The organism is Massilia agrisoli, assembly GCF_020831365.1.
GTDB classification, from domain to species: domain Bacteria; phylum Pseudomonadota; class Gammaproteobacteria; order Burkholderiales; family Burkholderiaceae_D; genus Telluria_A; species Telluria_A agrisoli.
Genome location: NZ_JAJHPV010000021.1, coordinates 231,059 through 254,854 on the forward strand (window position 1 = coordinate 231,059; position 23,796 = coordinate 254,854).

A 23,796-nucleotide genomic window follows, 5' to 3' on the forward strand; every position below is an offset into this window, starting at 1 on the left:
TCATATACCGAATAACATGCACACAGCAAAAAAAGCCCTCATTACCGGCATTACCGGCCAGGACGGCGCCTATCTCGCGCAGCTGCTGCTCGAGAAGGGCTACCAGGTCACCGGTACCTACCGCCGCTCCAGCTCAGTCAATTTCTGGAGGATTGAGGAACTCGGTATCGAGGCCCATCCCAACCTGAAACTGGTCGAATACGACCTGACCGACCTGTCCTCGGCCATCCGCCTGATGCAGTCGAGCGAGCCGGACGAGGTGTACAACCTGGCTGCGCAAAGCTTCGTGGGCGTGTCGTTCGAGCAGCCGCTCGCGACCGCCAGCATCACCGGCATGGGCGCGGTCAACCTGCTCGAGGCGATCCGCATCGTCAACCCGAAGATCCGCTTCTACCAGGCGTCGACCTCGGAAATGTTCGGCAAGGTGCAAGCCATTCCGCAGCTGGAAGACACCCCGTTCTACCCGCGCAGCCCATATGGCGTCGCCAAGCTGTACGCCCACTGGATGACGGTCAACTACCGCGAGTCCTACGGCATCTTCGGCTCGTCGGGCATCCTGTTCAACCACGAGTCGCCGCTGCGCGGCCGTGAGTTCGTCACCCGCAAGATCACCGACTCGGTCGCCAAGATCGTGCTGAACAAGCTGGACGTGCTCGAACTGGGCAACCTCGACGCCAAGCGCGACTGGGGCTATGCGCGCGAATACGTCGAAGGCATGTGGCGCATGCTGCAGGTCGATACGCCGGACACCTTCATCCTCGCCACCAACCGTACCGAAACCGTGCGCGATTTCGTCACGATGGCGTTCAAGGGCGCCGGCATCGGCGTCGAATGGAAGGGCCAGGGCGAAGCCGAAACCGGCCACTGCTCGCGCACCGGCAAGCTGCTGGTCCGCATCAGCCCGAAGTTCTACCGTCCTGCCGAAGTCGACCTGCTGATCGGCGACGCATCGAAAGCGAAGCGCGAGCTGGGCTGGGCGCCGGACACGACGCTCGAACAGCTGTGCCAGATGATGGTCGAAGCCGATATGCGCCGCAACGAGCTGGGTTTCTCGTTCTGACATGAACCGCCTGGCCACGGAAAAATTCACCAGTCTCGTGCTTGACCGCGAGGGTGAAGGAAAGCGCGCGCTGATCACCGGCCTGCGCGGCTTCACTGGCCATTACATGGCGCAAGAGCTGACCAGCGCGGGTTACCGCGTGTTTGGCACGGTGCTGCCGGGCGAGCCCACCGGTCCTGATGTGTTTACCGTCGACCTGTGCGACCGCGACGCGGTGTTGCGCGCCGTCGAGCAAGTGCAGCCGGACGTGGTGGTGCACCTGGCCGGCATCGCCTTCGTCGCCCACTCCAACGCCGAGCTGATCTACCGGGTCAACATCGTCGGCACCCGCAACCTGCTCGAAGCACTGGCTGGCGCCCGCCACCAGCCGTCCAGCGTGCTGCTGGCCTCGTCGGCCAACATCTACGGCCATGTGGACGTGCCGGTGATTGACGAGAGCATGACGCCGGCGCCGTTCAACGACTACGGCGTGAGCAAGCTGGCGATGGAGCACATGGCGCAGCTGTGGTCGGACAAGCTGCCGATCATCATCGCCCGTCCTTTCAATTACACCGGCGTCGGCCAGGACGCCAACTTCCTGCTGCCGAAGATCGTCTCGCACTTCCGCAGCGGCGCCCGCGACATCGAACTGGGCAACCTGAACATCGCGCGCGACTTCTCCGATGTGCGCGTGGTGGCCAAGGCCTACCGCCGCCTGCTGGCGCTGTCGCCGCCGGGCCAGGCCTACAACGTCTGCTCGGGCCGCGCCTATTCGCTGCGCGGCATCCTTGACACCATGGCCGGCATCGCCGGCTACGACATCGACGTGCGCGTCAACCCTGCCTTTGTACGCGCCAGCGACGTGCCGACACTGGTTGGCAGCAACCGCAAGCTGGCCAGCGTCATCGGCGAGATCGAAGCGACACCGCTGGAAGACACGTTGCGCTGGATGTACCAGGCGTGAGTGCGCTGACTGTCGGCCTGGGGACGACGATGATCGAACCGGGGCTGACTGGCGGCAGGGTCGATGGCATCGGCGTCTACACCGGCGCACTGCTGCGCAACCTGCCGCAGGCCGGCTGCGACGTCAAACCGTATTCCTTTCCGCGGCTGCGCGGCGCCGCGGGCGACATCACGGTGGGGCGCCCGCTGGCGCGTTCGTTCGCCGGCGCGTCGCTGCTGGACCTGGCACTGGCCGCGCCGCGCCTGCATATGCCGGCCGATATCTTCCACGTTACCGACTACCGGGTGGTGCGGATGGACTGCCCGGTGGTGGCAACCTTGCACGATGCGCTGCCGATCAAGTATCCCGAATGGTGCAACCCGCGCTTCCGGGCTGCCAAGAACTGGCTGCAGGTGAAGGCCGCGCGCAAGGCCGACCATGTGATCGCCTTGTCGCATTTCGCCGTCGACGAGCTGGTCGAGTGCTTCGGGGCGGACCCGCGGCGCATCAGCGTGGTGCCTTGCGGCGTCGATGAGGAATGGCTGTCGCCCCCCGACCCGGAGGCGGTGGCCGCGACCCTGGCCGCCAACGGCCTGCGCCCCGGCTACTTCCTGTTTGTCGGCACGCTCCAGCCGCGCAAGAACATCGAGCGCGTGCTCGACGCCTGGCTGGCGCTGCCGGCCGAGGTGCGCAGGGAACGCCAGCTGGTCATCGTCGGCGCCCCGGGGGCGCGCAGCGAGCAGCTGGCCCGGCGCCTGCAGGCCGCTGCCGCCAACGGCGAAAACGTGGCCTGGCTGAGCGGCCTGGCGAGCGCCGCCGCCTTGCGCGAAGTGTATGCTGGCGCAGGGGTGTTTGTATTTCCGTCGCTGTACGAAGGCTTCGGCATTCCCGTGGTCGAGGCGTTCGCGTCAGGCGTGCCGGTGGTTGCATCGAACGCCAGTTCGCTGCCCGAGGTCAGCCAGGGCGCCGCGCTGGAAGTCGACCCGTTTGACACCGGGGCGATCGCCGACGCGATGCTGGCGCTGGTGCGCGATGATGCCTTGCGCGCGCGCTGCATCGCAGCGGGCCGCCGCCGTGCTGAACAACTTACCTGGCGCCACACGGCGCGGCTGACCGCCGACGTGTACCGCGCCGTACTGAAAAACTGATTATGCGTGTCCTTCACTTCTACAAAACCTATTATCCCGACTCGGTCGGCGGCATCGAGCAGGTGATCCGCCAGATGTGCGTCGGGACCGGCCGCCTTGGCGTCACCAACGACGTGCTGACCCTGACGCGCCAGAAGGACAATGCCGACTTCGAGTTCGAAGGCCACCACGTGCGCCGCGTGCCGCTCGACTTTGAAATCGCCTCGAACGCCGTGTCGTTCGCCGCCTTCGGCGAACTGGCGCGCATGGCCGAACAGGCCGACGTGGTGCACTACCATTTCCCGTGGCCGTTCATGGACCTGGCCCACTTCATCTCGCGCGTGAACAAGCCATCGCTGGTGACCTACCATTCCGATATCGTGCGCCAGAAGCACCTGCTGCGCCTGTACCAGCCGCTCAAGCACCGTTTCCTGAAAAGCGTCGACGCCATTGTCGCTTCCTCGCCCAACTACATGGCGTCGTCGCAGGTGCTGGAGCGCTACCAGGACAAGACCCGCGTCATCACCTACGGCCTCGACAAGAGCACCTACCCGGCCGCCAAGCCGGAACTGATGGACAAGTGGCGCGCCAAAGTCGGCGAGCGCTTCTTCCTGTTTGTCGGGGTGCTGCGCTATTACAAGGGCCTGCACATTCTGCTCGACGCGGTCGCCAGTTCGGACTACCCGGTCGTCATCGTCGGTTCCGGGCCGATCGAGGCTGAGCTCAAGGCGCATGCCGAGCGGCTCGGCCTGAAGCACGTGCTGTTCGTCGGCGCGGTCGACGAGGACGACAAGGCCGCGCTGCTGACGCTGTGCTACGCGATGGCCTTCCCGTCGCACCTGCGCTCGGAGGCCTTCGGCATCTCGCTGCTGGAAGGCGCGATGTACGGCAAGCCGATGATCTCCAGCGAGATCGGCACCGGCACCACCTATATCAACATCGACGGCGACACCGGCCTGGTGGTGCCGCCAAGCGATCCGCAGGCGCTGGGCGAAGCGATGCGCACGCTGTGGGACAACCCGCAGCTGGCGGCCGACATGGGCAAGCGCGCCGAGGCGCGCTACTGGGAGCTGTTCTCGTCCGAGACGATGGCCAGCAATTACCTGGCCCTGTACGAAGAGCTCGCCGCGCGCCGCGCGGTGACCCAGCTTGCCCCGGCCGGCGCCTGACCCCGGTATTGCCGCGCACCCGACTATGCTGGTATGCTGAAACCGCGCAGCGGCAAAAGTCCTCTGCTGCCGGAGGTCGGTATGCGAACGTCCCACACCCTGGCTGGCTTGTTGCTGGCCGTATCACTGGTTCCGGCCCTGGCCGCGCAGCCCTCGCTGTACATCGCCACCGAAAGCTCGCCGCCGGCGAGCATGATGGCCGGCCGCACCGTTACCGGCAGCAGCACCGACAAAGTGCGCGAGATCATGGCGCGCAGTGGCGTGGCCTACCGGATCGACCTGCTGCCGTGGAAGCGGGCCTATACCTCGGCCCTGCGGCGCAAGAATGGCTGCGTGTATTCCACCACCCGTACGCCTGAACGCGAAAAGCTGTTCCACTGGATCGGCCCGCTGGACGCGGCCGACTGGGTGTTGCTGGCGCGCACAGACCGGCACTACCGCTTCAAGTCGCTGGAGGACGCGCGCGGCCTGCGCATCGGCACTTACAACGGCGACGCCCGCGAGGAATACCTGCGCGCACGCGGTTTCCAGGTCGACTCCGCCCACAACGACCTGATCAATCCGCGCAAGTTGCTGCTCAACCGGATAGACCTGTGGGCCGCGAGCTTGCGACGCGGCAGCGTAGTGCTCGAACAGAACGGCTGGAGCGCCAGCATCGAGCCCGTGCTGACGTTCCGCACAGTCCAGGTCTATCTCGCCTGTAACAAAGCCGTGCCCGACACATTGGTTGTGCGGATGCAGGGCGCGTTTGAAGCAATGGGGCGCGACGGTACATCGCGCCGCATCGACAGCAAATATGAAGCCTGGGGGAAGCAGAACATCGTCGCGCCGGGACCTGCCCAGCGCAGGCAATAAAAAGTATAAACAGTATTCCCGCTGGCATCGGACCACAGGCCTTGACCCGCCGCGCCCGGCCGCATGATTTTTCGCACAGCGGCACAGTTCGCTATCCCTATGCTGGATCCACCCATCTCGGGTCCACACCAGGGAGAACACCATGTCCTTGCTTCCCAGCCTTTCCCCGCTCGCCTTGGCGGTGCTGATTGCACTGCCGCCGGCCGCGTCCGCGCATTCCCCACGCTACACTGTCACCCAGGTCGGAGTGGCGGGCAGCGAGGCCACCGATATCAACAGCAGCGGGGCGGTCGTCGGCAATTTCCAGTTCGGCGCCACTGTCACCCATGGTTTCGTCAACATCGCCGGCGTGATCACCGACCTGGGCACCCTCGGCGGGCCGGACAGCTATGCGTCCGCAATCAATGACAGCAATGTCATCGTCGGGACCTCCATCAACACCGACGGCTACCGCCGCGCGTTCCGCTACGCGGCCGGAACCATGGTCGACCTGGGTACCCTGGGCGGCAACAACAGTGCCGCGGGCGACATCAACAACCGCGGCGATATCGCGGGCTGGGCCGACCTCGGGCCGGACGCCGCTCTCGAAGCGCGCGCTTTCCTGCTGCGTCCCGGCGTGTCGATGCAGGACCTGGGCCGGATCGAGGTGCCCGATGCCGAAGGCAGCAGCAGCGCGATGGGCCTGAACGAGCACCGCCAGGTGGTTGGCGGTTCGGTCGTGGGGCCGTACAGTCCGCCGGAAAGCGCGTATCACGCCTTCCTCTACAAATGCGAGGAAATGATCGACCTCGGCACGCTGGGCGGCCAGTACAGCGTGGCGCTGGCGATCAATGAGCGCGGGCAGGTTGCCGGCGAATCCTCGACCCCGGAACTGCGCGCCAACCGCGCATTCCTGTACTACCGCGGCGTGATGAAGAACCTGGGCACCTTGCCAGGCGGCGAGTTCAGCTCGGCAAATGACATCAACGACCATGGCCATGTCGTTGGCCACTCTAGCGGGCCGGCAACAGGCGAATCGGACACCGGGTGGCAGAAGGCATTCATTTACCATGCCGGCAAGATGCGCGACCTGAACAAGATGATCAATCCGGCCAGCGGCTGGGTGCTGGTCAGCGCGGGCGGTATCAATAACAGCGGGCAGATTGCCGCCACCGGATGCAAGGGCCTGACATGCTATGCGGTGCGGCTTGACCCGCTGCCTTGAGATCGGCGCGTGCGTGCTGGTAGACTCGTCCGGAGTTTCTTTTTCCAAACAGGAGTTCCGGCCGATGAAAACCTACCATGGCAGCTGCCACTGCGGTGCACTGCGCTTCGAAGCCGATATCGATCTTGGCCAGGGCACCATCAAGTGCAACTGCTCGATCTGCCGCAAGCGCCGGTTCTGGCCAGCCATCGTCAGGCCGGAGGCATTCAGGCTGATCAAGGGAACGCCGGGCGTCTATCAGTTTGGCGCCCGGGCCGACCATCATTATTTCTGCAAGGATTGCGGCGTGCACACCTTCGGCACCGGGACATCGCCGCGCTGGGGCCCTTTTTACGCCGTCAGCGTGACCTGCCTGGACAACGCCAGCGACGAGGAACTCGCGGCGGCTCCCGTGACCTTCCTCGATGGACGCAACGATTGCTGGAATGCGGCGCCGGCAGTCACCGCTTACCTGTAACTATCAGACAGCAGCCGGGGGCGCGGCGGCAATGCTTATGCATCAAGCAAATGCAAATTTGCCACACAATGCTTGCTTTCCTGTTATTTTCCCTGCTGTTCGGCAATAACTTTTCGCCATTTCCTGCGTTCGCGTGTACCCTGTCGGCAATCTATCGAAAACCCACACGACAAACGTGATGCACAAGATAACTGCCGTCCCGGCGCCCAAAAAAACCAGAACCGCGCCGCGGCTCGGCAGTTTTGTGACCCTTGGCGTGTGCGCCGCGGTCGGCCTGACGATGTTGGCGATGCTCGCCCTCGTCAACCATTTCGCCGTCCCGTATGCCACCAGGGAAGCCGAACTGCGGCTGCAGCAATTAGCGTGGCAGATGCGCGACTCCGTCGACCGCGTGGCGAACAAGGCTGGCGGCGACCCCAGCCTGCTGCCCGACGTGCGCTCCGTCCCGGGCAGCTTGCAGGCCACGGTCACGGACCATGCGTTCAAGGAGTACGGCGCCGAGATCGTGGTGGTGCGCCGCGACGGCACAGTCCTGCTGGGGCCGGCTGGCATGGAAGGGCAAAAGATCGCCACCGACAGCCTGAAGCTGGCGCTTGGCGGCGCCACCGGGGCGGTCGCCGAAACATGGCCTGACGGACGCACCTACTTCACCGGCTACGCGCGCACAGGCGATCCGAAGGACCCCGCCCCGGTCGAATGGGCGGTGCTGGCACGGCAGCCCGAAGCGACGGCGATGGCTGGCTGGGACGCGTTGAAATGGCGCATCCTGTGGATCAGCCTGGCGCTGGGCGGCGCGCTTGCGTGGATCGCGACTATGCTGGCGCGCAAGGTCACCCGGCCGATGAACCAGCTGAGCAGCATGATGGAAACGCGCGCCAGTGGCGCCGCGGCCGGTCCGGTGCTGGCGCTTCCCGACGAGTATGGCTTCCGCGAAGCCCAGGTTTTGTCCAAGGCGATGTGGCACATGCTGGAAGCCGAAAGCCAGCACGTGCGCGTGCTGGAGCGCATGAACGAAGAGCTGGAAGCCAAGGTGGCCGAGCGCACCGCCGAGTTGCATGCGATGGCGATGAGCGACACCCTGACGGGGCTGCCGAACCGGCGCGCCCTGATGCACGTGCTGCCGCAGGCGATCAAGCGCGCGGTCAGGCTGCGCCGCTCGTGCGCCGTGCTGTTCCTCGACCTGGACGGTTTCAAGGGCGTCAACGACAGCTACGGCCATGAAGAAGGCGACGAACTGCTCAGGCAGGTTGGCGCGCGCATCGCCGCTTCGGTACGCAAGACCGACACGGTGGCGCGCCTGGCGGGCGACGAGTTCGTGGTGGTCCTTGAAATGCTGCCGGCGCCCGGCGATGCCGAAGCCACCGCGCGCAAGATCCTGCCGCAGCTGCGCCTGCCGTTTGCGCTGTCGAACAACGTGGTCACGGTCAGCGCCAGTATCGGCGTGGCCGTGTTCCTGCCGGACGACGCGCAGGATATGGCGGCGCTGCTGGTGCGCGCCGACCAGGCCATGTATGTGGCCAAGGGCGAAGGCAAGGATTGCATCGCGCTGGCGCGCACCGCGCGCGAAGCGGAGGCCGTGGCCCTCGACTGACCCGGACTTAGCGCAGCACGTAAGCCGCCAGCACGCTCTGGACTTCGTAGATGCTCAGCTTCTTGTTGAACTGCTTCTTGAACGGCACAGCCGTGCCCGAGATCCAGATATTGAGCTCGGCATCCATGTCGAACGTGCCGCCGGTCTCGATGCTGAAGTGGGTGATGCTCTTGTAAGGAATTGAGTGGTACTCGACTTTGCTGCCGGTCACGCCTTGCTTATCGACCAGCACCAGCCGCTTGTCGGTGAAGACGAAATAGTCGCGGATCAGCTGGTAGGCGTGCTCCACTTTTTCGTTCGGGGCCAGCACCTGCTGGAACTCCTGCTGCACCTTTGCCGCATCGATCTTCGATGCATTGCCTAATACGCCGTCGAGCAAGCCCATCTTGTTTCCTTTGTGTTGGAGTGACTAAGCATCATACCCGCAGGCTTACCGGGCGGCCGCTGCGAGTTGCGCCAGGATCGCATGCGCCGCCTTCACGCGCGAGGGAATCGGATAATTTTTGTTTGCCATCATCACGATGCCGATCCTGGCAGCCGGTACGAAGGCCACGTAAGCGCCAAAGCCGCCCGTCGAACCGGTCTTGTTAAACAAGGTACCTTTGGCGGGCGCTGCCGGCTGATCGAGCCGCGTGGCGGGATTCGGATCCATGATCATCGTCGCAGAATTGCCCGCCAACAGGCGCTCCACGGTGATCGGGTAGGGGTACTGCTCCCATCCCAGCCCCTGCACCATCTCCCCGACCTTGAAGTAACCCACATGGGTCCCGGCGACGGCGCGCTGCATCGGGCCGGGCAACTGCCCTGGATCGATGTTCACCTGCACGAAACGGATCATGTCCGCTGCGCTCGATTTGACCCCATAGGCTTCGTCGGCAAATACGCCCGGATTGACGCGGATCGCCTTGTTGTCCCGGTTGTAGCCCCACGCGTAACTGGCCATCGCGCCGGCTGGTATCCGGATATGACTGTTGTAGAGGCCAAGGCGTGGGAACAGCTGGGTTTCCATCAGCTCAGCGAAATCACGCTTCAGGGCCAGCGCGGTCAGGTGGCCGAACAGGCCGAGGCTGGGATTGGAATACCGGCGTTGCGTGCCCGGCGCCGCATCCGCCTTCCACTGCTGGAAGTAGGCGGCCATGCCGGCGTTTGAGACCTCGTCGGGGAACTGCAGCGGCAGCCCGCCGGCGGTATAGGTGCCGACGTGGAGCAGGCTCGCCTTGTCGATCGCGCTGCCTTTGAGCTGCGGCATGTATTTGCCGGGACTATCGTCCAGCGACAGCTTGCCGAGCACCTGCGCGTAGGAGGCCAGCGTTCCCGTGAACACTTTGCTGATGGAGCCCATCTCGAACAAGGTCTTCTCGCTCACCGGCGTCTGCTTTTCGCGCGAAGCTACGCCGTAGTTGAAGAAGGCCGGCTTGCCATCGATGGTGATGGCGACCGCCATGCCGGGCACGTCGTGCTCTGCCATCAAGGGGCGGATGGCGGCGTCGACGATGGCACGCATGTCGGCGGTGTGATCCGCTGCCAGGCTGGTGACCGGAAGCAGTGCAGAACAAAGGAGGGCGATTGCTGCGCAGTTGGCCAAGGTAATGTGTCCTTTTTGATTGGCGAAAAAAAACCCGGCGTCAAACCGGGCTTCGGATGCAGTGCATGGATCAGGAGCCTGCGAACGGTGTCCCGAAAAGGCCGACAGCCAGTTCCGCCCAGACCAGCACCAGCGCGACAGCGAGCATGGCGCCGATGGCCAGGCGCGAACGCGGGCTGCTCATCTTCATCGTCGAGAGGATGTAGGCCAGGCCCGTGCCTGCGAGGAGCACGCCAGCAACCACGAAGTCGAAGGCGCTCCAGTTCACTTCGCCTGTGAACTGCATCGCGATGAGAGGCACCAGCAGGATGGCCGCCGTGACGAGGACGACGATGCCGATCTTTTTCGTTACCGACTGCTGTACGTTAAATCCGTGGCCACCGCTCATGGTTTTCATCGCATGTTTCCTTTCAATTGTCCGGTCGAACTGCATGAACCGCCAGCTTAGCAGGGGTCGCTGTTGTTTTGTCATCCGGGGGCGCAAATTTTCTCTGGTGGGCGCAGGAAGCAGGTTTTGGCGCAGGCGGCATAAAAAAAGACGCAGTCTCCAAGAATGAGAGTGCGTCTTCTTAAGTGTCCTGCATTGTTGCGTTTTGGTGCCTCGGGCCGGAATCGAACCGGCACGCCTTTCAGCGGCAGATTTTGAGTCTGCTGTGTCTACCAGTTCCACCACCAAGGCTCACACGCAAGGTCCGCATTATAGACCAGCGACGAACAGAAAACGAGCTTTTTTAACAGCGCCGGGTCAGTCCAGGCGCTGGTAAAGACGGAAGCGCTCGTCGCGGTCGGCGGCGCGGCGGCCTTCCCACAGCAGCTTCCAGTTGCGGCCCTTGGGCGGGCGCAGGGCTTCGCGGTCGTCCTTGATTTTCACGCTGTCTTGCAACAGCAGCAAGTCGCACTGCTCACGGTCCTGCGTCACGCCGGCAAACGGCAGCTTGCCGAAGTAGGCGAACGAGGCGCGCTGGGGCTGGCCGACGTTCGAATCGATGCAGTTGCTGTTGGCAGGCAGCTTGTCGGCGATCTGCTGTGCGACGGTCGCGTAGCTCTTGCTGTAGTTCAGGTCAGGCAGGAACAAGGTCATCACCAGCACCCACAGCAGGATCAGCCCGCCCGACGACAGCACCACGGCGCGCCACAACACCGATGGGCGGCGCGACACGCGCCAGTACACCAGGAAGAACCAGCCGATGGTGGCGCAGGCGGCCACCAGCACCGGTATCACCTGGAACTCTGGCTCGTAGCCCGGCAGCAGCTTGAGCAGGTTCTTGGCGAACTGGGCCGGCCAGCCGGTCAGCTTGGCGACCCAGAACAGCCAGAAGATGCTGGCGATCATGGTCAGCACCATCACCGAGAACCAGTCGATGGCGTTGATGGCGCTGCGCTTCATGGTCGGCAGGCCGAACGCGGCCATGATGGCCAGCGGCGGCAGCAGCTTGAGCAGGTCGCCGTTTTCAGGGTGCGGGTCGCACAGGACAAGCAGGGTCAGCGCACCGGTAAAGCTGAGCGGCAGCACAATGTGCAGCAGGTGGTTCTGGCGGCGCCAGGCGTAGATGGCCCAGCCGGCAAACGGCAGCGCCGGCCAGAAGAACCAGATGCCGATGCGGAAGAAACTCTTGATCGAGGTCCAGCCCGGCATGCCGAACTGGCTGGCGTTCCAGGCAAACCACGCTGCGACCGGCGCCTCGCCGTAGGGCTCCAGCGCCGATACAGGGAGGATCCAGACCAGGGCGATGGCGACCGCGGCGGCGCAGGCGACAGCCAGGTGGCTCAGGGTGCGGCCAGGCGGCACCGACAGGAAACGGGTGCCCAGGAACAAGGTGAGCACCAGGGTGACCGGCGTCAGCCAGCCGCGCGTGAGGATCAGGCCGCCGAGGGACAGGCCGATCAGGGCGGCGTTGCGCAGGCTTGGCGCTTCTACGTAGCGCACCGCGCGGTACAGGAAGTAGGCGACCAGCGAGCCCTGCAGGGTGACGGCCAGGGTTTCATGGCTGAACAGCAGCAGGCCGAGGCAGCCGAGGTAGATCAGCGCGGCGGTGTCGGCCAGGGTGCGGCCGTAATCGTTGGGTTCGGGCTGGCCGCCGAAGGCCAGGCGCAGCGGCTGGGCTTCGGGACGGCGCCCGAGGTGGAAGGCGGTGTACCAGACCGAGACGGTGCCGGTGACGAAGATGGCAATGGTCGAGACGCGGGCGGCGTTGACGTCGCCCAGCAGCCAGCCGAACAGCTTGATGCAGATGGCGCCCAGCCAGAACGCCAGCGGGCCGTCTTCGGCGTACGGCAGGCCGGCGATGTTGGGCACCAGCCAGTCGTTGAGGCTGCCGTGCGCCATGGTCCACATGATGCCGAAGCTGCCGGCGTCGTCCTTCCACGGGTCGCGGCCGATCAGGCCCGGCAGGATGTACAAAAGACCCAGTGCGAACAGGGCCCATCGTGGCAGCGCCAGGGTGGCGGCGGCGGGAAGGCGGACTGGCTTCATCGATAACGGTAGGGAAAATTTTGGTAAGGCGTAGTATCAACGAAAAAAAAGCAGCCGGGGGCTGCTTTTTTTACCGCTGCAACTTCCAGCGTGCATCGCGCGGCAATTAGCCTGCTGCGACTTCGGTCTTCGAACCGACTTTGCCGAACTTCTGGCGGAACTTTTCAACGCGGCCAGCGGTGTCGACGATCTTGTGCTTGCCGGTGAAGAATGGGTGCGATTCAGCGGACACCTCGATCTTGACCAGTGGGTAGTCTTTACCTTCGTGGTTGATCGTGTCGCGGGTCTGGATCGTCGAGCGGGTAATGAACTTGAAATCGCACGACATGTCGTGGAACACTACTTCGCGGTAATCTGGATGGATATCGGTCTTCATTTGTATAGCCTCGGTTAGTTTGGTAGCCAAACATCACTTCGTCGGTCGGTCTTGCTTCGTGACCCGATTGTTGTTCACTTGCCAGGGGTTAAATACTGCAACCGGCGATTATACAGGGGATTGGTGGGGGAGGGCAAATGCGGGCTATCGCCTTGGCTGGGCGAGGACGGCTTGCTCAACCCGGTCGGCAAGGGAGTTGATCACGCTGAGCATGGTGAGCGACATTCCACCAAACCCCAGCAGCATCGCGATTGCCATCGCAGCAAGCCATTTGTGCACCCCGGCGATCGATTTATGCAGCTCGGTGATCACGCGCATTTCAAGTTGCGCCAGGTCGGCCTTCGTGGCAAGCGTAGGCAGGATAGTATCGAAACGCGTTTCGAGCACGGTGAGGCGGCGGTCCATCTGTCTAATATAGTCATCGTGATCACCATTCGCAATGTCGGATTCCATGCACGCCCCCATGCTAGTCCTGCTAGTTTGCGTAAGCGTCGCGGGTTGCCGTTGAGGCGTGTCTATCGTGCGTGCAAACGTAAAAACGGACGGCAATGCCGTCCGTTCCTGTGATGCTTTTGGCAGTATTACCCGCCGCGGCGCATCATGTCGAAGAATTCCAGGTTGGTCTTCGTCGCGCGCATCTTGTCGAGGATGAACTCCATCGCTTCGATCTCGTCCATCGAGTACAGCAACTTGCGCAGGATCCAGATCTTCTGCAGCTGGTCCGGCTTGATCAGCAGTTCTTCGCGGCGGGTGCCGGACTTGTTCAGGTTGATCGCAGGGTAGACGCGCTTCTCGGCCAGGCGGCGCTCGAGGTGCACTTCCATGTTGCCGGTACCCTTGAATTCTTCGTAGATCACGTCGTCCATGCGCGAGCCGGTTTCGATCAGCGCGGTGGCGATGATGGTCAGCGAGCCGCCTTCTTCGATGTTGCGCGCCGCGCCGAAGAAGCGCTTCGGGCGCTGCAGTGCGTTGGCGTCGACACCGCCGGTCAGCACCTTGCCCGATGCCGGGATCACGGTGTTGTAGGCGCGTGCCAGGCGGGTGATCGAGTCGAGCAGGATGATGACGTCCTTCTTCATCTCGACCAGGCGCTTGGCCTTTTCCAGCACCATCTCGGCCACTTGCACGTGGCGGGTTGCCGGTTCGTCGAAGGTCGATGCGACTACTTCGCCGCGCACCGAACGCTGCATCTCGGTCACTTCTTCAGGACGCTCGTCGATCAACAGGACGATCAGGGTGCAGTCAGGATGGTTGGCGGTGATCGCGTGCGCGATGTGCTGCAGCATGACCGATTTGCCGGACTTCGGCGACGCCACCAGCAGGCCGCGCTGGCCCTTGCCGATTGGCGAAATCAGGTCGACGATGCGGCCGGTGATGTTTTCCTGGCCGTTCATGTCGCGCTCGAGGCGCAGCGGCTCGTTCGGGTGCAGCGGGGTCAGGTTCTCGAACAGGATGCGGTGCTTGGACGCTTCCGGCGATTCGCCGTTGACCTTGTCGACCTTGACCAGCGCGAAATAGCGCTCGCCGTCTTTTGGAGTACGTACTTCACCTTCGATCGAATCGCCGGTATGCAGGTTGAAACGGCGGATCTGCGAAGGCGAGATATAAATGTCGTCGGTGGACGCCATGTAGCTGGCGTCGGGCGAGCGCAGGAAGCCGAAGCCGTCAGGCAGCACTTCGAGGGCGCCGTCGCCAAAAATTTGTTCGCCGGATTTCGCGCGCTTCTTCAGGATCGCGAACATCAGCTCTTGCTTGCGCAGGCGCGCAGCGTTGTCGATATCAAGGCCGATCGCCATCTCAAGGAGGGCTGAGACGTGCATCGCCTTTAGTTCAGATAAGTGCATGTGTTGAGTCCCGTGACGGGAGGTAAAGGTAGGGGAGGGAACTGCGTGGGTTAATCAAGTTGGGAAGGAATCAGTCGAGGCTGTTTCGCTTCCCGGCCAGTCTTTGGCGGCAGTGCGGGCGCGCTGCCGCCGCTTAAGGTTCTTTAGATATTGCTGTCGATGAAGGACGTCAGCTGGCCCTTGGCCATGGCGCCCACTTTCTGGGCGGCGGCGACACCGTTCTTGAACAGGATCAGGGTCGGGATGCCGCGGATGCCGAACTTGGCAGGCACTGCCTGGTTCGCATCGACGTCCATCTTGGCGATCAGGATCTTGCCGTCGTATTCCTTAGCGACTTCTTCGAGGATCGGGCCGATCGCCTTGCAAGGGCCGCACCACTCGGCCCAGAAGTCGACCAGGACTGGACGTTCGGATTTCAATACGTCCGCTTCGAAAGATGCGTCGCTAATGTGTTTGATGTTTTCGCTCATTTTTTTCCTCAAATCAGAGGTGGGTCAATAACGCCTGGGGATTTAGCCGACCCTGCTAAAAGGTATCGCCATCCGGCTTCCGTTTTTTCTTGCAACACTCATGGTGGAGACTGTGTTGCCAATTTCAATATTGGGAAGGGCGGCAAGAGGGTGTCAGGCGGGGAATTAGCCGAAATAATAACCTATTTTCCATAACGTGTCGTGCGCTTGTACAAATTCTCGTGCGGTAGTCAGCCGCGTTCGCCAGCATGGCCGCCGAAGCGCGGCTGGGTGGCCACCAGCGCCTCGACCACGCCGCGCAATGCGTTGAGCGGCAAGGGCTTGGCAAACGAGCCGAGCACACGCAGGCCGTAGGCGCTGGCGAGCCGTTCGGCGGCGTTGCGCACGCCCTTGTCGAGCCCGGACAGCAGCAGCACCCCACCCGCGAAACCGCCGCGCGCGGCCGCCTGCATGAACTCGATGCCGTCCATCTCCGGCATCGACAGGTCGCATACCAGCAGGTCCGGCGCATCGACAGGCAGGGTGCGCAATGCGTGGCGCGCGCAGGTTTCGCGCAGCACCTCGAACGAGCCGAGCTCGTCGAGCATGCCGTGCAGCAGTTCCAGCATGAAGGGGTCGTCGTCCAGCAGCATCACGCGCAGGGGGGCGCGCAATGGTTTTTCCGTCGTGTCGCTCATTGTCGTCCACTTATTTTTTGTAATTAGCCGTTACAGTGGCGGAGTGGATTATCAACCATCGCACCCCCGCGCTGCACAGTGCATTGCAAAAATATTAATGTGTTGTCAAAACGATACGGTGCCCTGTGGAAATATGAAAGAAAATACCGGGAAAATCGATCCGGTGAAAGAATATTTCAGCCAAGCGCGCCGGCGAACTGGTACAGCTGGCCCGGGTGCCACATCGTCACCACCGAAGCGATCTGGTCGTGCGAGCGGGTTTTACGCTTTAAAACGAGGCAGCAGGTGCGCGGTTCGATCGACAGCATGTCCGCCACCGGGCGCGGCGCGGGCAGCGCTTCGATACTGTAAGTAGCGCTTTGCAGCGGCGCGGCCGTCATCAGGTACTGGTTCGGGGTGCTGGCGCTGAAGTCCTGCGCCAGGTAGTCAGGCGCGCAATCCGGGTTGACCCAGCGGTCCTCGACCTGGATCGGGACATCGTTCTCGAAGTGGACGATCACCGAGTGGAACAGCGGGTGGCCCGCCGCCAGCTCGAACTGCACCGCCATCGCATCGCTCGCCTTGGCCGGTTCGAGCAGGTGCAGGTGGCTGCGGTGCACGTGGCCGCGCGCGCGGATCTCGTCGGCGATGTTGCGGATCTCGACCAGCGTGGCCTGGTACTTCTGCGCGGCGACGAAGGTGCCCGAGCCCTGGCGGCGCGTGAGCACCTGCTCGGCGGTCAGTTCGCGCACGGCGCGGTTGACGGTCATGCGCGAGACGCCGAACTGGCGCACCAGCGCCTGCTCGGACGGCACCACGTCGCCTTCCTTCCAGCGGCCCGCGGCGATTTCGCCTAGCAGGTAATCCTTAATGCGCTGGAAAATGGGCGTACTGTCTTGCGCAATCTGTTCTTCCAAACTACTCTCCGAAGGCCGGCTTAAAAGCCGATTCTAGCACCGCGCAGCTTTGTGAATTCAAAAGCAAGCGCCGGGATGACGGTGGTGGCGCCCTGCGCGAAGATGGCCGTCATCAACCAGGCGAGGTGCCCCATGAAAGCAGAGATGATCACCGCAAGATACGCAAGCGAAGCCGAACGCTGGGAAGCCGTGCAGCAGCGCGACAGCGGCGCCGACGGCGTCTTCTATTACTCGGTCAAGAGCACGGGCGTGTACTGCCGCCCGTCCTGCGCCGCCCGTCCGGCGCTGCGCAAGAACGTCGCCTTCCACGACAGCTGCGCCGCCGCCGAGCAGGCCGGGTTTCGCGCCTGCCTGCGCTGCAAGCCTGGCCAGCCATCGCTGGCCGAACGCCATGCCGGCGTGGTCGCGCAAGCCTGCCGGCTGATCGACGCCGCCGACGGCGTGCCCGACCTCGACACGCTGGCGCAGGCCTGCGGCATGAGCCGCTTCCACTTCCACCGCATCTTCAAGGCGCACACTGGCATCACGCCGAAAGCCTATGCCGACGCCGGCCGCGCGCGCCGCGTGCAGCAGGGACTGGCCGATGCGCCCACGGTGACCGAAGCAATCTACGCAGCCGGCTTCAATTCGAGCGGGCGCTTTTACGCGGCGTCGGCGCAAGTGCTCGGCATGACGCCGCAAGCCTTCCGCGCGGGCGGCACCGGCGCCAGCATCCGCTTCGCCATCGCCGCCAGCTCGCTCGGCGCGATCCTGGTGGCCGCCACCGACAAGGGCATCTGCGCGATCCTGATGGGCGACGACCCCGAGCTGCTGGCGCGCGACCTGCAGGACCGCTTCCCGAAGGCCGAACTGCGCGGCGCGGAAGCCGACTTCGAGCAGACGGTGGCGCAGGTGGTGGCCTTTGTCGAAGCGCCCCGCATCGGCCTCGACCTGCCGCTCGACGTGCGCGGCACCGCGTTCCAGCAGCGCGTATGGCAGGCGCTGCGCGAGATACCGGCAGGGCAGACGGTCAGCTATGCCGAACTGGCCGAGCGCATCGGCCTGCCGAAAGGGGCGCGCGCGATCGCCGGGGCCTGCGCCGCCAACCCGGTGGCGGTGGCGATTCCATGCCACCGGGTGGTGCGCAATGACGGCAGCATTTCGGGCTACCGCTGGGGCGTCGAGCGCAAGCACGCGCTGCTCGAGCGCGAAGGCGCGAAATGAACTGGGAACGCATCGGCGCGCAGCTCGACAACGACGGCTGCGCGGTCGTGCCCCAGCTGCTGTCAGCCGGCGAGTGCGCCGCCTACGCGCACGCATACGGGGACGACAGCCTGTATCGCAGCCGCGTGCTGATGGAGCGCCACGGCTTCGGCAAAGGCGAATACAAATACTTCGCTTACCCGCTGCCCCCAGGCCTGGCGCTGCTGCGCGAGTCGCTGTACGGGCCGCTGGCGGCCATCGCCAACCGCTGGCACGAGGCGATGGGCATCGACACCCGCTTCCCGGCGCAGCATGCGGACTTTATCGCGCGCTGCCACGCGGCCGGCCAGCGCCGCCCGACGCCGCTGATCCTCCAGTACCACGCGGGCGACTACAACTGCCTGCACCAGGACCTGTACGGCGAGCACGTATTCCCGCTGCAGGTGGCGATACTGCTGTCGCAACCCGGCAGGGACTTCAGCGGCGGCGAGTTTGTGCTGACCGAGCAGCGCCCGCGCATGCAGTCGCGGGTCGAGGTAGTGCCGCTCGGGCAGGGCGATGCGGTGATCTTCCCGGTGCATTACCGTCCGGTGAATGGCAGTCGCGGCGTCTACCGCGTCAACATGCGCCATGGCGTCAGCCGGCTGCGCGCCGGCCTGCGCCACACGCTGGGCGTGATATTCCACGACGCCGAATAGATGGCCGCGAGGGCGCCGGTTCGCTTTTGACTGTCGCGCCCTGAATTTCGATACACTCCGTTTGTTGTTTTCGAACTTATAAAAAAACGGAGAGATTGATGCGCATGATTCCCCTGCAGAGTTCCCTGTTGGCCCTTTCGCTTGGCGCCATGGCGCCGGCCCTGGCCGACACTGTCATCGACAACGCCAACGGCTACACGCTCAACAGCAAAAATGAACTGGTGAGGTTCGCCTCGCTGGCCTTCGACGACAAGGGGCGCATCATCGCGGTCGGCGGCGCAAAGGAAGTCGCGGCAAAGGCAAAGAACGCGCGCCACATCGACGTGCAGGGCAAAACGGTACTGCCAGGCCTGATCGACGCGCACGGCCACGTGTTCGGCCTGGGCGAGATGCTGACCCAGCTCGACCTCTCCGCCTCCGCCACCCTGGCCGACGCGCTCAAGGCAGCTGGCGACTACGCCCGCGCCAACCCGGGCCAACCCGGGCCAGGCATGGCTGCGCGGGCGTGGATGGAACCAGGAGATCTGGAAGCTCGGACGCTTCCCCACCGCGGCGGAACTCGACGGCGCGGTGGCGGACCGCCCGATCTGGCTCGAGCGGGTCGACGGCCACGCCGGCTGGGGCAACTCGCGCGTGCTGCAGCTGGCCGGCATCACCAGGGATACACCCGACCCGGCAGGCGGCAAGATCGTGCGCGACGCGAACGGTAACGCAACCGGCGTCCTGGTCGACTCCGCCCAGGACCTCGTCACCAAAGTGATGCCGAAGCAAACCGAGGCCGAAGCGCGCCGTGTACTTGACCGCTCGCTCCAGCAGATCGCAAAGATGGGCCTGACCAGCGTCCACGACGCGGGCATTGGCGCGGGCCACGACCGCCTGTACCGCGACTATGCCGGCAACAAGAAGCTGACCACGCGCGTGTACGGCATGATCGGCGACGTGGCCGCCGACTTCGACGAGCTGTCGAAAAACGGCCCGCTCAAAACCTACGCCAACGACATGTATGTACTGCGCTCGGTAAAGCTGTACTCCGACGGCGCGCTGGGCAGCCGCGGCGCCGCCCTGATCGAGCCATACAGCGACGAGCCGAAATCGCACGGCCTGCTGTTCCGTAAAAGCCACGACATCTACGGCCTGATGGAAAAGGCGATGAAGAAGGGCTACCAGGTCAATGTGCACGCCATTGGCGACGCCGGCAACCGCCAGATCCTCGACGGCTACAAGAAGCTGGTCGACCGTACTGCGACAGCCGGGCTGCGTCACCGCATGGAGCACGCGCAGGTCGTCACGATGGAGGACATCGCGCGCTTCAAGGAGATCGGCATCGTGCCGTCGATGCAGCCGACGCACGCGACCTCCGACATGAACATGGCCGAAGACCGGGTCGGGCCGAAGCGCATCAAGGGCGCCTACGCATGGCGCACCTTCCTCAAGCAGGGCTCGAAGATCGCCTGCGGCTCCGACTTCCCGGTCGAATCGCCAAACCCGTTCTACGGCATCCATGCCGCGGTAACGCGCCAGGACGCGGCCGGCCGCCCGGACGGCGGCTGGTACGCCAACGAGGCGATGACCTTGAAGGAAGCGTTCCGTTGCTTCACCCTTGACGCAGCCTATGCCGGGCACCAGGAAAAAGCACTAGGCTCGCTGGAAGCGGGCAAATGGGCCGATTTCATCGTCATCGACCAGGACTTGTTCAAGATGCCGGCGAAGGACATCCACAAGACGGTCGTGCTGCAGACCTGGGTGGCGGGGCAGCAGGTATACAGCTCAAAATAAGCCAACCCGTCGTTCCCGCGTTCGGGGGAGCGACGGAATTGGGGGGCGCTGACAAAAAGAATTGACTACCTTGTATAGACAACTTAGACTTTGAGGATGCATGATGGCGCGCCGGTGCAGGCGCGCCCCTTTAACCTTCAAGGAATAGCGCCATGAGCCACGATTCGAACCACCTGGACGACGATCCGCGTTACGACGGCAGCCGCGAGATCCGCGCCCCGCGCGGCACTGAACTCTCCTGCAAAAGCTGGCTTACCGAAGCCGCCTACCGCATGATCCAGAATAACCTCGACGCCGAGGTGGCCGAGAATCCGAAGCACCTGGTGGTGTACGGCGGCATCGGCCGCGCAGCCCGCAACTGGGCCTGCTACGACCAGATCCTCGCCTCCCTGCGCGAGCTCGAAGACGACCAGACCCTGCTGATCCAGTCCGGCAAACCGGTCGGCGTATTCCAGACCCACGAGAACGCGCCGCGCGTGCTGCTGGCGAACTCGAACCTGGTGCCAAAGTGGGCCAACTGGGAACACTTCAACGAACTCGATCGCAAGGGCCTGTTCATGTACGGCCAGATGACCGCGGGCAGCTGGATCTACATTGGCACCCAGGGCATCGTGCAGGGCACCTACGAAACCTTCGCCGAAGCAGGGCGCCAGCACTTTGGCGGCGACTGGGGCGGCAAGTGGATCCTGACGGCGGGCCTGGGCGGCATGGGCGGCGCGCAGCCGCTGGCCGCGACCTTCGCCGGCGCCGTTTCGCTCAACATCGAGTGCCAGCAAAGCAGCATCGACTTCCGCCTGCGCACCCGCTACGTCGACAAGCAGGCCAGGGACATCGACGACGCCATCGCGCTGATCAAACACCACACCGAAAAGCGCGAAGCGGTGTCGATCGCGCTGCTCGGCAACGCCGCCGACGTGTTGCCGGAACTGGTCAAGCGCGCCAAAGCCGGCGGCATTGTGCCGGACCTGGTCACCGACCAGACCTCGGCGCATGACCTGATCAACGGCTACCTGCCGCGCGGCTGGACCGTGGAGCAGTGGAAGGCAGCCCAAAAAGACCCGTCGCAGCACGCTCGCCTGAAGGCCGAAGCTGCCGCATCGTGCGCCGTGCACGTGCAGGCGATCCTCGACTTCCACGCGATGGGCGTCAAGGCCGTCGACTACGGCAACAACATCCGCCAGGTCGCGCTGGACGAAGGCGTCAAGGATGCCTTCGCGTTCCCGGGCTTTGTGCCGGCCTACATCCGCCCACAGTTCTGCGAAGGGCGCGGCCCGTTCCGCTGGGTGGCCCTTTCGGGCGACCCGGAAGACATCTACAAGACCGACGCCAAGATCAAGGAGCTGTTCCCGCACCACGCGCAGGTGCACCGCTGGCTCGACATGGCGCGCGAGCGCATCGCCTTCCAGGGCCTGCCGGCGCGTATCTGCTGGCTGGGACTGGGCGAACGCCACATCGCAGGCCTGGCATTCAACGAGATGGTGCGCACCGGCGAACTGAAGGCCCCGATCGTGATCGGCCGCGACCACCTCGACACCGGCTCGGTCGCCAGCCCGAACCGCGAAACCGAGAGCATGCGCGACGGCACCGACGCGGTATCCGACTGGCCGCTGCTGAACGCAATGCTCAACACCGCTGGCGGCGCCACCTGGGTGTCGCTGCACCACGGCGGCGGCGTGGGCATGGGCTACTCGCAGCATTCGGGCGTGGTTATCGTGGCTGATGGCACCGATGCTGCAGCCAAGCGCCTTGCGCGCGTGCTGGTCAACGACAGCGGTTCCGGCGTCATGCGCCATGCCGATGCCGGCTACGAGACCGCGATCGACTGCGCCAAGCGCAACGGCCTCAATCTCCCGATGATCAAGTAAAGAATAACGAGACAATGAATATGCATCCAAACATTGGCTGGACCCTGACCCCTGGCGCAATGACGCTGGCCGACCTGCGCTCCGTGTGGGCGTCGCAAACCAAACTGACCCTGGCCGCTGAAGCGTATCCGGTGATCCGCAAGTCGGCCGCGGCGGTCGAAGCCATCGTCGCAAAGGGCGATGCAGCCTACGGCATCAACACCGGTTTCGGCCTGCTGGCAAAGACCCGCATCCCTGACGCCAAGCTCGAAGAACTGCAGCGCAACCTGATCCTGTCGCACTCCGTCGGCACCGGCGAACTGCTGTCGGACGCGGTAGCGCGCCTGATCGTGCTGATGAAAATCGGCAGCCTGGCGCGCGGCTTCTCCGGCGTGCGCCCGGTGATCATCGACACGCTGATCGCGATCTACAACGCAGGCATCACGCCGGCGATTCCTGCCAAGGGTTCGGTTGGCGCATCGGGCGACCTCGCGCCGCTGGCGCACATGACGCTAGCGATCATGGGCGTGGGCCAGGTACGCGTGGACGGCAAGCTGGTCGACGCGGCTGACGCACTGAAGGCGGCGGGCATCGAGCCTGTCGTGCTGGCCGCAAAAGAGGGCCTGGCGCTGATCAACGGCACCCAGACCTCGACCGCGCTGGCGCTGCACGGCCTGTTCATGGCCGAACGCCTGCTGGAAGCGGGCATCGTGACCGGCGCGCTGTCGCTGGACGCGGCCAAGGGCAGCGACTCGCCGTTCGACGCGCGCGTGCACGAAGTGCGTGGCCAGCCTGGCCAGATCGCCACCGCGGGCATGTACCGCCAGCTGGTGTCGGGCAGCGCCATCCGCGCCTCGCACCTGGTTGGCGACGAGCGCGTGCAGGACCCGTACAGCCTGCGCTGCCAGCCGCAAGTCATGGGCGCGGTCATGGACCTCATCAAGAACGTCGCGCGCACCCTGCTGATCGAAGCCAACGCGGTCACCGACAACCCGCTGATCTTCCCGGAGACCGGCGAGATCATCTCGGGCGGTAACTTCCACGCCGAGCCGGTGGCCTTCGCCGCCGACACGCTGGCGCTGGCCATCGCCGAAATCGGCGCACTGTCGGAGCGCCGCATCGCGCTGCTGATCGACGCCACCTTGTCCGGCCTGCCGCCGTTCCTGGTGCGCGACCCTGGCGTCAACTCCGGCTTCATGATCGCCCACGTCACCGCCGCCGCGCTGGCGTCCGAGAACAAGTCGCTGGCGCATCCGGCCAGCGTCGACAGCCTGCCGACGTCGGCCAACCAGGAAGACCACGTCAGCATGGCCACCTTCGCTGCGCGCCGCCTTGACGATATGGCGCACAATACGGCGGTCATCGTCGGCATCGAACTGCTGGCGGCGGCGCAGGGCGTCGACTTCCATCGCCCGCTGGCCTCGTCCGCGCACCTCGAACACGTGCATGGCCAGCTGCGCCAGAAGGTGCCGTTCTTCGACACCGACCGCTTCTTCGCGCCGGACATCGAAGCGGCCAAGCAGATGGTCATCAAAGGTGAACTGAGCGCGTCCTGCAAGGAGCTGTTCGCATCGCTGTATAACTGATTCA

At 64.3% G+C, this 23,796-nt stretch carries 22 protein-coding genes, 1 tRNA gene and 1 pseudogene; 13 read left to right on the forward strand and 11 right to left on the reverse strand.

Features of this window, described 5'->3' with window-relative positions:
* Positions 1 to 16 precede the first annotated feature (16 nt).
* The 8 genes from gmd to LMJ30_RS19935 all read left to right on the forward strand — a co-directional run bounded on the left by gmd (position 17) and on the right by LMJ30_RS19935 (position 8,385).
* The gene (gene gmd / locus LMJ30_RS19900) at positions 17 to 1,060 is read left to right on the forward strand and encodes a GDP-mannose 4,6-dehydratase (protein ID WP_229434306.1); all 1,044 of its coding nucleotides are present in this window, start codon (positions 17 to 19) and stop codon (positions 1,058 to 1,060) included.
* A gap of 1 nt (position 1,061) precedes the next feature.
* Complete coding sequence (locus tag LMJ30_RS19905; protein ID WP_229434307.1) at positions 1,062 to 2,003, forward strand: GDP-mannose 4,6-dehydratase; 942 nt, start codon at positions 1,062 to 1,064, stop codon at positions 2,001 to 2,003.
* Positions 2,000 to 3,130 carry a glycosyltransferase family 4 protein gene (locus LMJ30_RS19910; protein WP_371873058.1) on the forward strand — a complete coding sequence of 377 codons (1,131 nt, stop codon included), beginning with the start codon at positions 2,000 to 2,002 and terminating at the stop codon, positions 3,128 to 3,130. Before LMJ30_RS19905 ends, LMJ30_RS19910 begins: the two co-directional genes overlap by 4 nt.
* A gap of 2 nt (positions 3,131 to 3,132) precedes the next feature.
* The gene (locus tag LMJ30_RS19915; RefSeq protein WP_229434308.1) at positions 3,133 to 4,278 is read left to right on the forward strand and encodes a glycosyltransferase family 4 protein; all 1,146 of its coding nucleotides are present in this window, start codon (positions 3,133 to 3,135) and stop codon (positions 4,276 to 4,278) included.
* A gap of 81 nt (positions 4,279 to 4,359) precedes the next feature.
* Positions 4,360 to 5,133 (forward strand): substrate-binding periplasmic protein, encoded by a 774-nt coding sequence (locus tag LMJ30_RS19920; RefSeq protein ID WP_229434309.1) that lies wholly within the window; start codon positions 4,360 to 4,362, stop codon positions 5,131 to 5,133.
* 142 nt (positions 5,134 to 5,275) lie between these two features.
* The gene (locus LMJ30_RS19925; protein ID WP_229434310.1) at positions 5,276 to 6,337 is read left to right on the forward strand and encodes a hypothetical protein; all 1,062 of its coding nucleotides are present in this window, start codon (positions 5,276 to 5,278) and stop codon (positions 6,335 to 6,337) included.
* A gap of 64 nt (positions 6,338 to 6,401) precedes the next feature.
* The gene (locus LMJ30_RS19930) at positions 6,402 to 6,794 is read left to right on the forward strand and encodes a GFA family protein (protein WP_229434311.1); all 393 of its coding nucleotides are present in this window, start codon (positions 6,402 to 6,404) and stop codon (positions 6,792 to 6,794) included.
* Positions 6,795 to 6,972: 178 nt separating this feature from the next.
* Positions 6,973 to 8,385, forward strand: a complete 1,413-nt coding sequence (locus tag LMJ30_RS19935; RefSeq protein ID WP_229434312.1) for a diguanylate cyclase domain-containing protein — start codon at positions 6,973 to 6,975, stop codon at positions 8,383 to 8,385.
* Between the two features lie 7 nt (positions 8,386 to 8,392).
* Here the strand turns inward: LMJ30_RS19935 and LMJ30_RS19940 are convergent, their stop codons facing one another.
* The 11 genes from LMJ30_RS19940 to hutC form a co-directional block, all read right to left on the reverse strand.
* Positions 8,393 to 8,770: a PH domain-containing protein gene (locus LMJ30_RS19940; protein ID WP_229434313.1), complete on the reverse strand. Its 378-nt coding sequence runs from the start codon at positions 8,768 to 8,770 to the stop codon at positions 8,393 to 8,395.
* A 45-nt stretch (positions 8,771 to 8,815) separates the two neighbouring features.
* The gene (ampC, locus tag LMJ30_RS19945) at positions 8,816 to 9,970 is read right to left on the reverse strand and encodes a class C beta-lactamase (RefSeq protein ID WP_229434314.1); all 1,155 of its coding nucleotides are present in this window, start codon (positions 9,968 to 9,970) and stop codon (positions 8,816 to 8,818) included.
* 70 nt (positions 9,971 to 10,040) lie between these two features.
* Complete coding sequence (locus tag LMJ30_RS19950; protein ID WP_229434315.1) at positions 10,041 to 10,367, reverse strand: hypothetical protein; 327 nt, start codon at positions 10,365 to 10,367, stop codon at positions 10,041 to 10,043.
* Between the two features lie 197 nt (positions 10,368 to 10,564).
* Positions 10,565 to 10,649: transfer RNA gene (locus LMJ30_RS19955), tRNA-Leu, on the reverse strand.
* Positions 10,650 to 10,715: 66 nt separating this feature from the next.
* Positions 10,716 to 12,443: an ArnT family glycosyltransferase gene (locus LMJ30_RS19960; protein ID WP_229434316.1), complete on the reverse strand. Its 1,728-nt coding sequence runs from the start codon at positions 12,441 to 12,443 to the stop codon at positions 10,716 to 10,718.
* A gap of 106 nt (positions 12,444 to 12,549) precedes the next feature.
* Complete coding sequence (locus LMJ30_RS19965; RefSeq protein WP_229434317.1) at positions 12,550 to 12,819, reverse strand: type B 50S ribosomal protein L31; 270 nt, start codon at positions 12,817 to 12,819, stop codon at positions 12,550 to 12,552.
* 144 nt (positions 12,820 to 12,963) lie between these two features.
* Positions 12,964 to 13,272 carry a hypothetical protein gene (locus LMJ30_RS19970; RefSeq protein ID WP_229434318.1) on the reverse strand — a complete coding sequence of 103 codons (309 nt, stop codon included), beginning with the start codon at positions 13,270 to 13,272 and terminating at the stop codon, positions 12,964 to 12,966.
* A gap of 128 nt (positions 13,273 to 13,400) precedes the next feature.
* Complete coding sequence (rho, locus tag LMJ30_RS19975; RefSeq protein ID WP_229434319.1) at positions 13,401 to 14,663, reverse strand: transcription termination factor Rho; 1,263 nt, start codon at positions 14,661 to 14,663, stop codon at positions 13,401 to 13,403.
* A 143-nt stretch (positions 14,664 to 14,806) separates the two neighbouring features.
* Complete coding sequence (gene trxA, locus LMJ30_RS19980; RefSeq protein WP_169465639.1) at positions 14,807 to 15,133, reverse strand: thioredoxin TrxA; 327 nt, start codon at positions 15,131 to 15,133, stop codon at positions 14,807 to 14,809.
* Positions 15,134 to 15,363: 230 nt separating this feature from the next.
* Positions 15,364 to 15,810 carry a response regulator gene (locus LMJ30_RS19985; RefSeq protein ID WP_229434320.1) on the reverse strand — a complete coding sequence of 149 codons (447 nt, stop codon included), beginning with the start codon at positions 15,808 to 15,810 and terminating at the stop codon, positions 15,364 to 15,366.
* 176 nt (positions 15,811 to 15,986) lie between these two features.
* Positions 15,987 to 16,706 (reverse strand): histidine utilization transcriptional repressor HutC, encoded by a 720-nt coding sequence (hutC, locus tag LMJ30_RS19990; RefSeq protein WP_229434321.1) that lies wholly within the window; start codon positions 16,704 to 16,706, stop codon positions 15,987 to 15,989.
* Between the two features lie 144 nt (positions 16,707 to 16,850).
* On the opposite strand from hutC, the gene ada reads away from it, so the two are divergent.
* The 5 genes and pseudogenes from ada (at position 16,851) to hutH (ending at position 23,792) form a co-directional block, all read left to right on the forward strand.
* The gene (gene ada, locus LMJ30_RS19995; RefSeq protein WP_229434322.1) at positions 16,851 to 17,909 is read left to right on the forward strand and encodes a bifunctional DNA-binding transcriptional regulator/O6-methylguanine-DNA methyltransferase Ada; all 1,059 of its coding nucleotides are present in this window, start codon (positions 16,851 to 16,853) and stop codon (positions 17,907 to 17,909) included.
* A complete protein-coding gene (locus LMJ30_RS20000) occupies positions 17,906 to 18,586 on the forward strand; it encodes a 2OG-Fe(II) oxygenase (RefSeq protein ID WP_229434323.1) in 681 nt (226 codons plus the stop codon). The genes ada and LMJ30_RS20000 overlap by 4 nt, the downstream gene beginning before the upstream one ends.
* A 98-nt stretch (positions 18,587 to 18,684) precedes the next feature.
* A pseudogene (locus LMJ30_RS20005) lies at positions 18,685 to 20,362 on the forward strand (amidohydrolase).
* A 152-nt stretch (positions 20,363 to 20,514) separates the two neighbouring features.
* Positions 20,515 to 22,227 carry a urocanate hydratase gene (gene hutU, locus LMJ30_RS20010; RefSeq protein ID WP_229434324.1) on the forward strand — a complete coding sequence of 571 codons (1,713 nt, stop codon included), beginning with the start codon at positions 20,515 to 20,517 and terminating at the stop codon, positions 22,225 to 22,227.
* A gap of 20 nt (positions 22,228 to 22,247) precedes the next feature.
* Positions 22,248 to 23,792 (forward strand): histidine ammonia-lyase, encoded by a 1,545-nt coding sequence (hutH, locus tag LMJ30_RS20015; RefSeq protein ID WP_229434325.1) that lies wholly within the window; start codon positions 22,248 to 22,250, stop codon positions 23,790 to 23,792.
* The last annotated feature ends 4 nt before the right edge of the window (positions 23,793 to 23,796 follow it).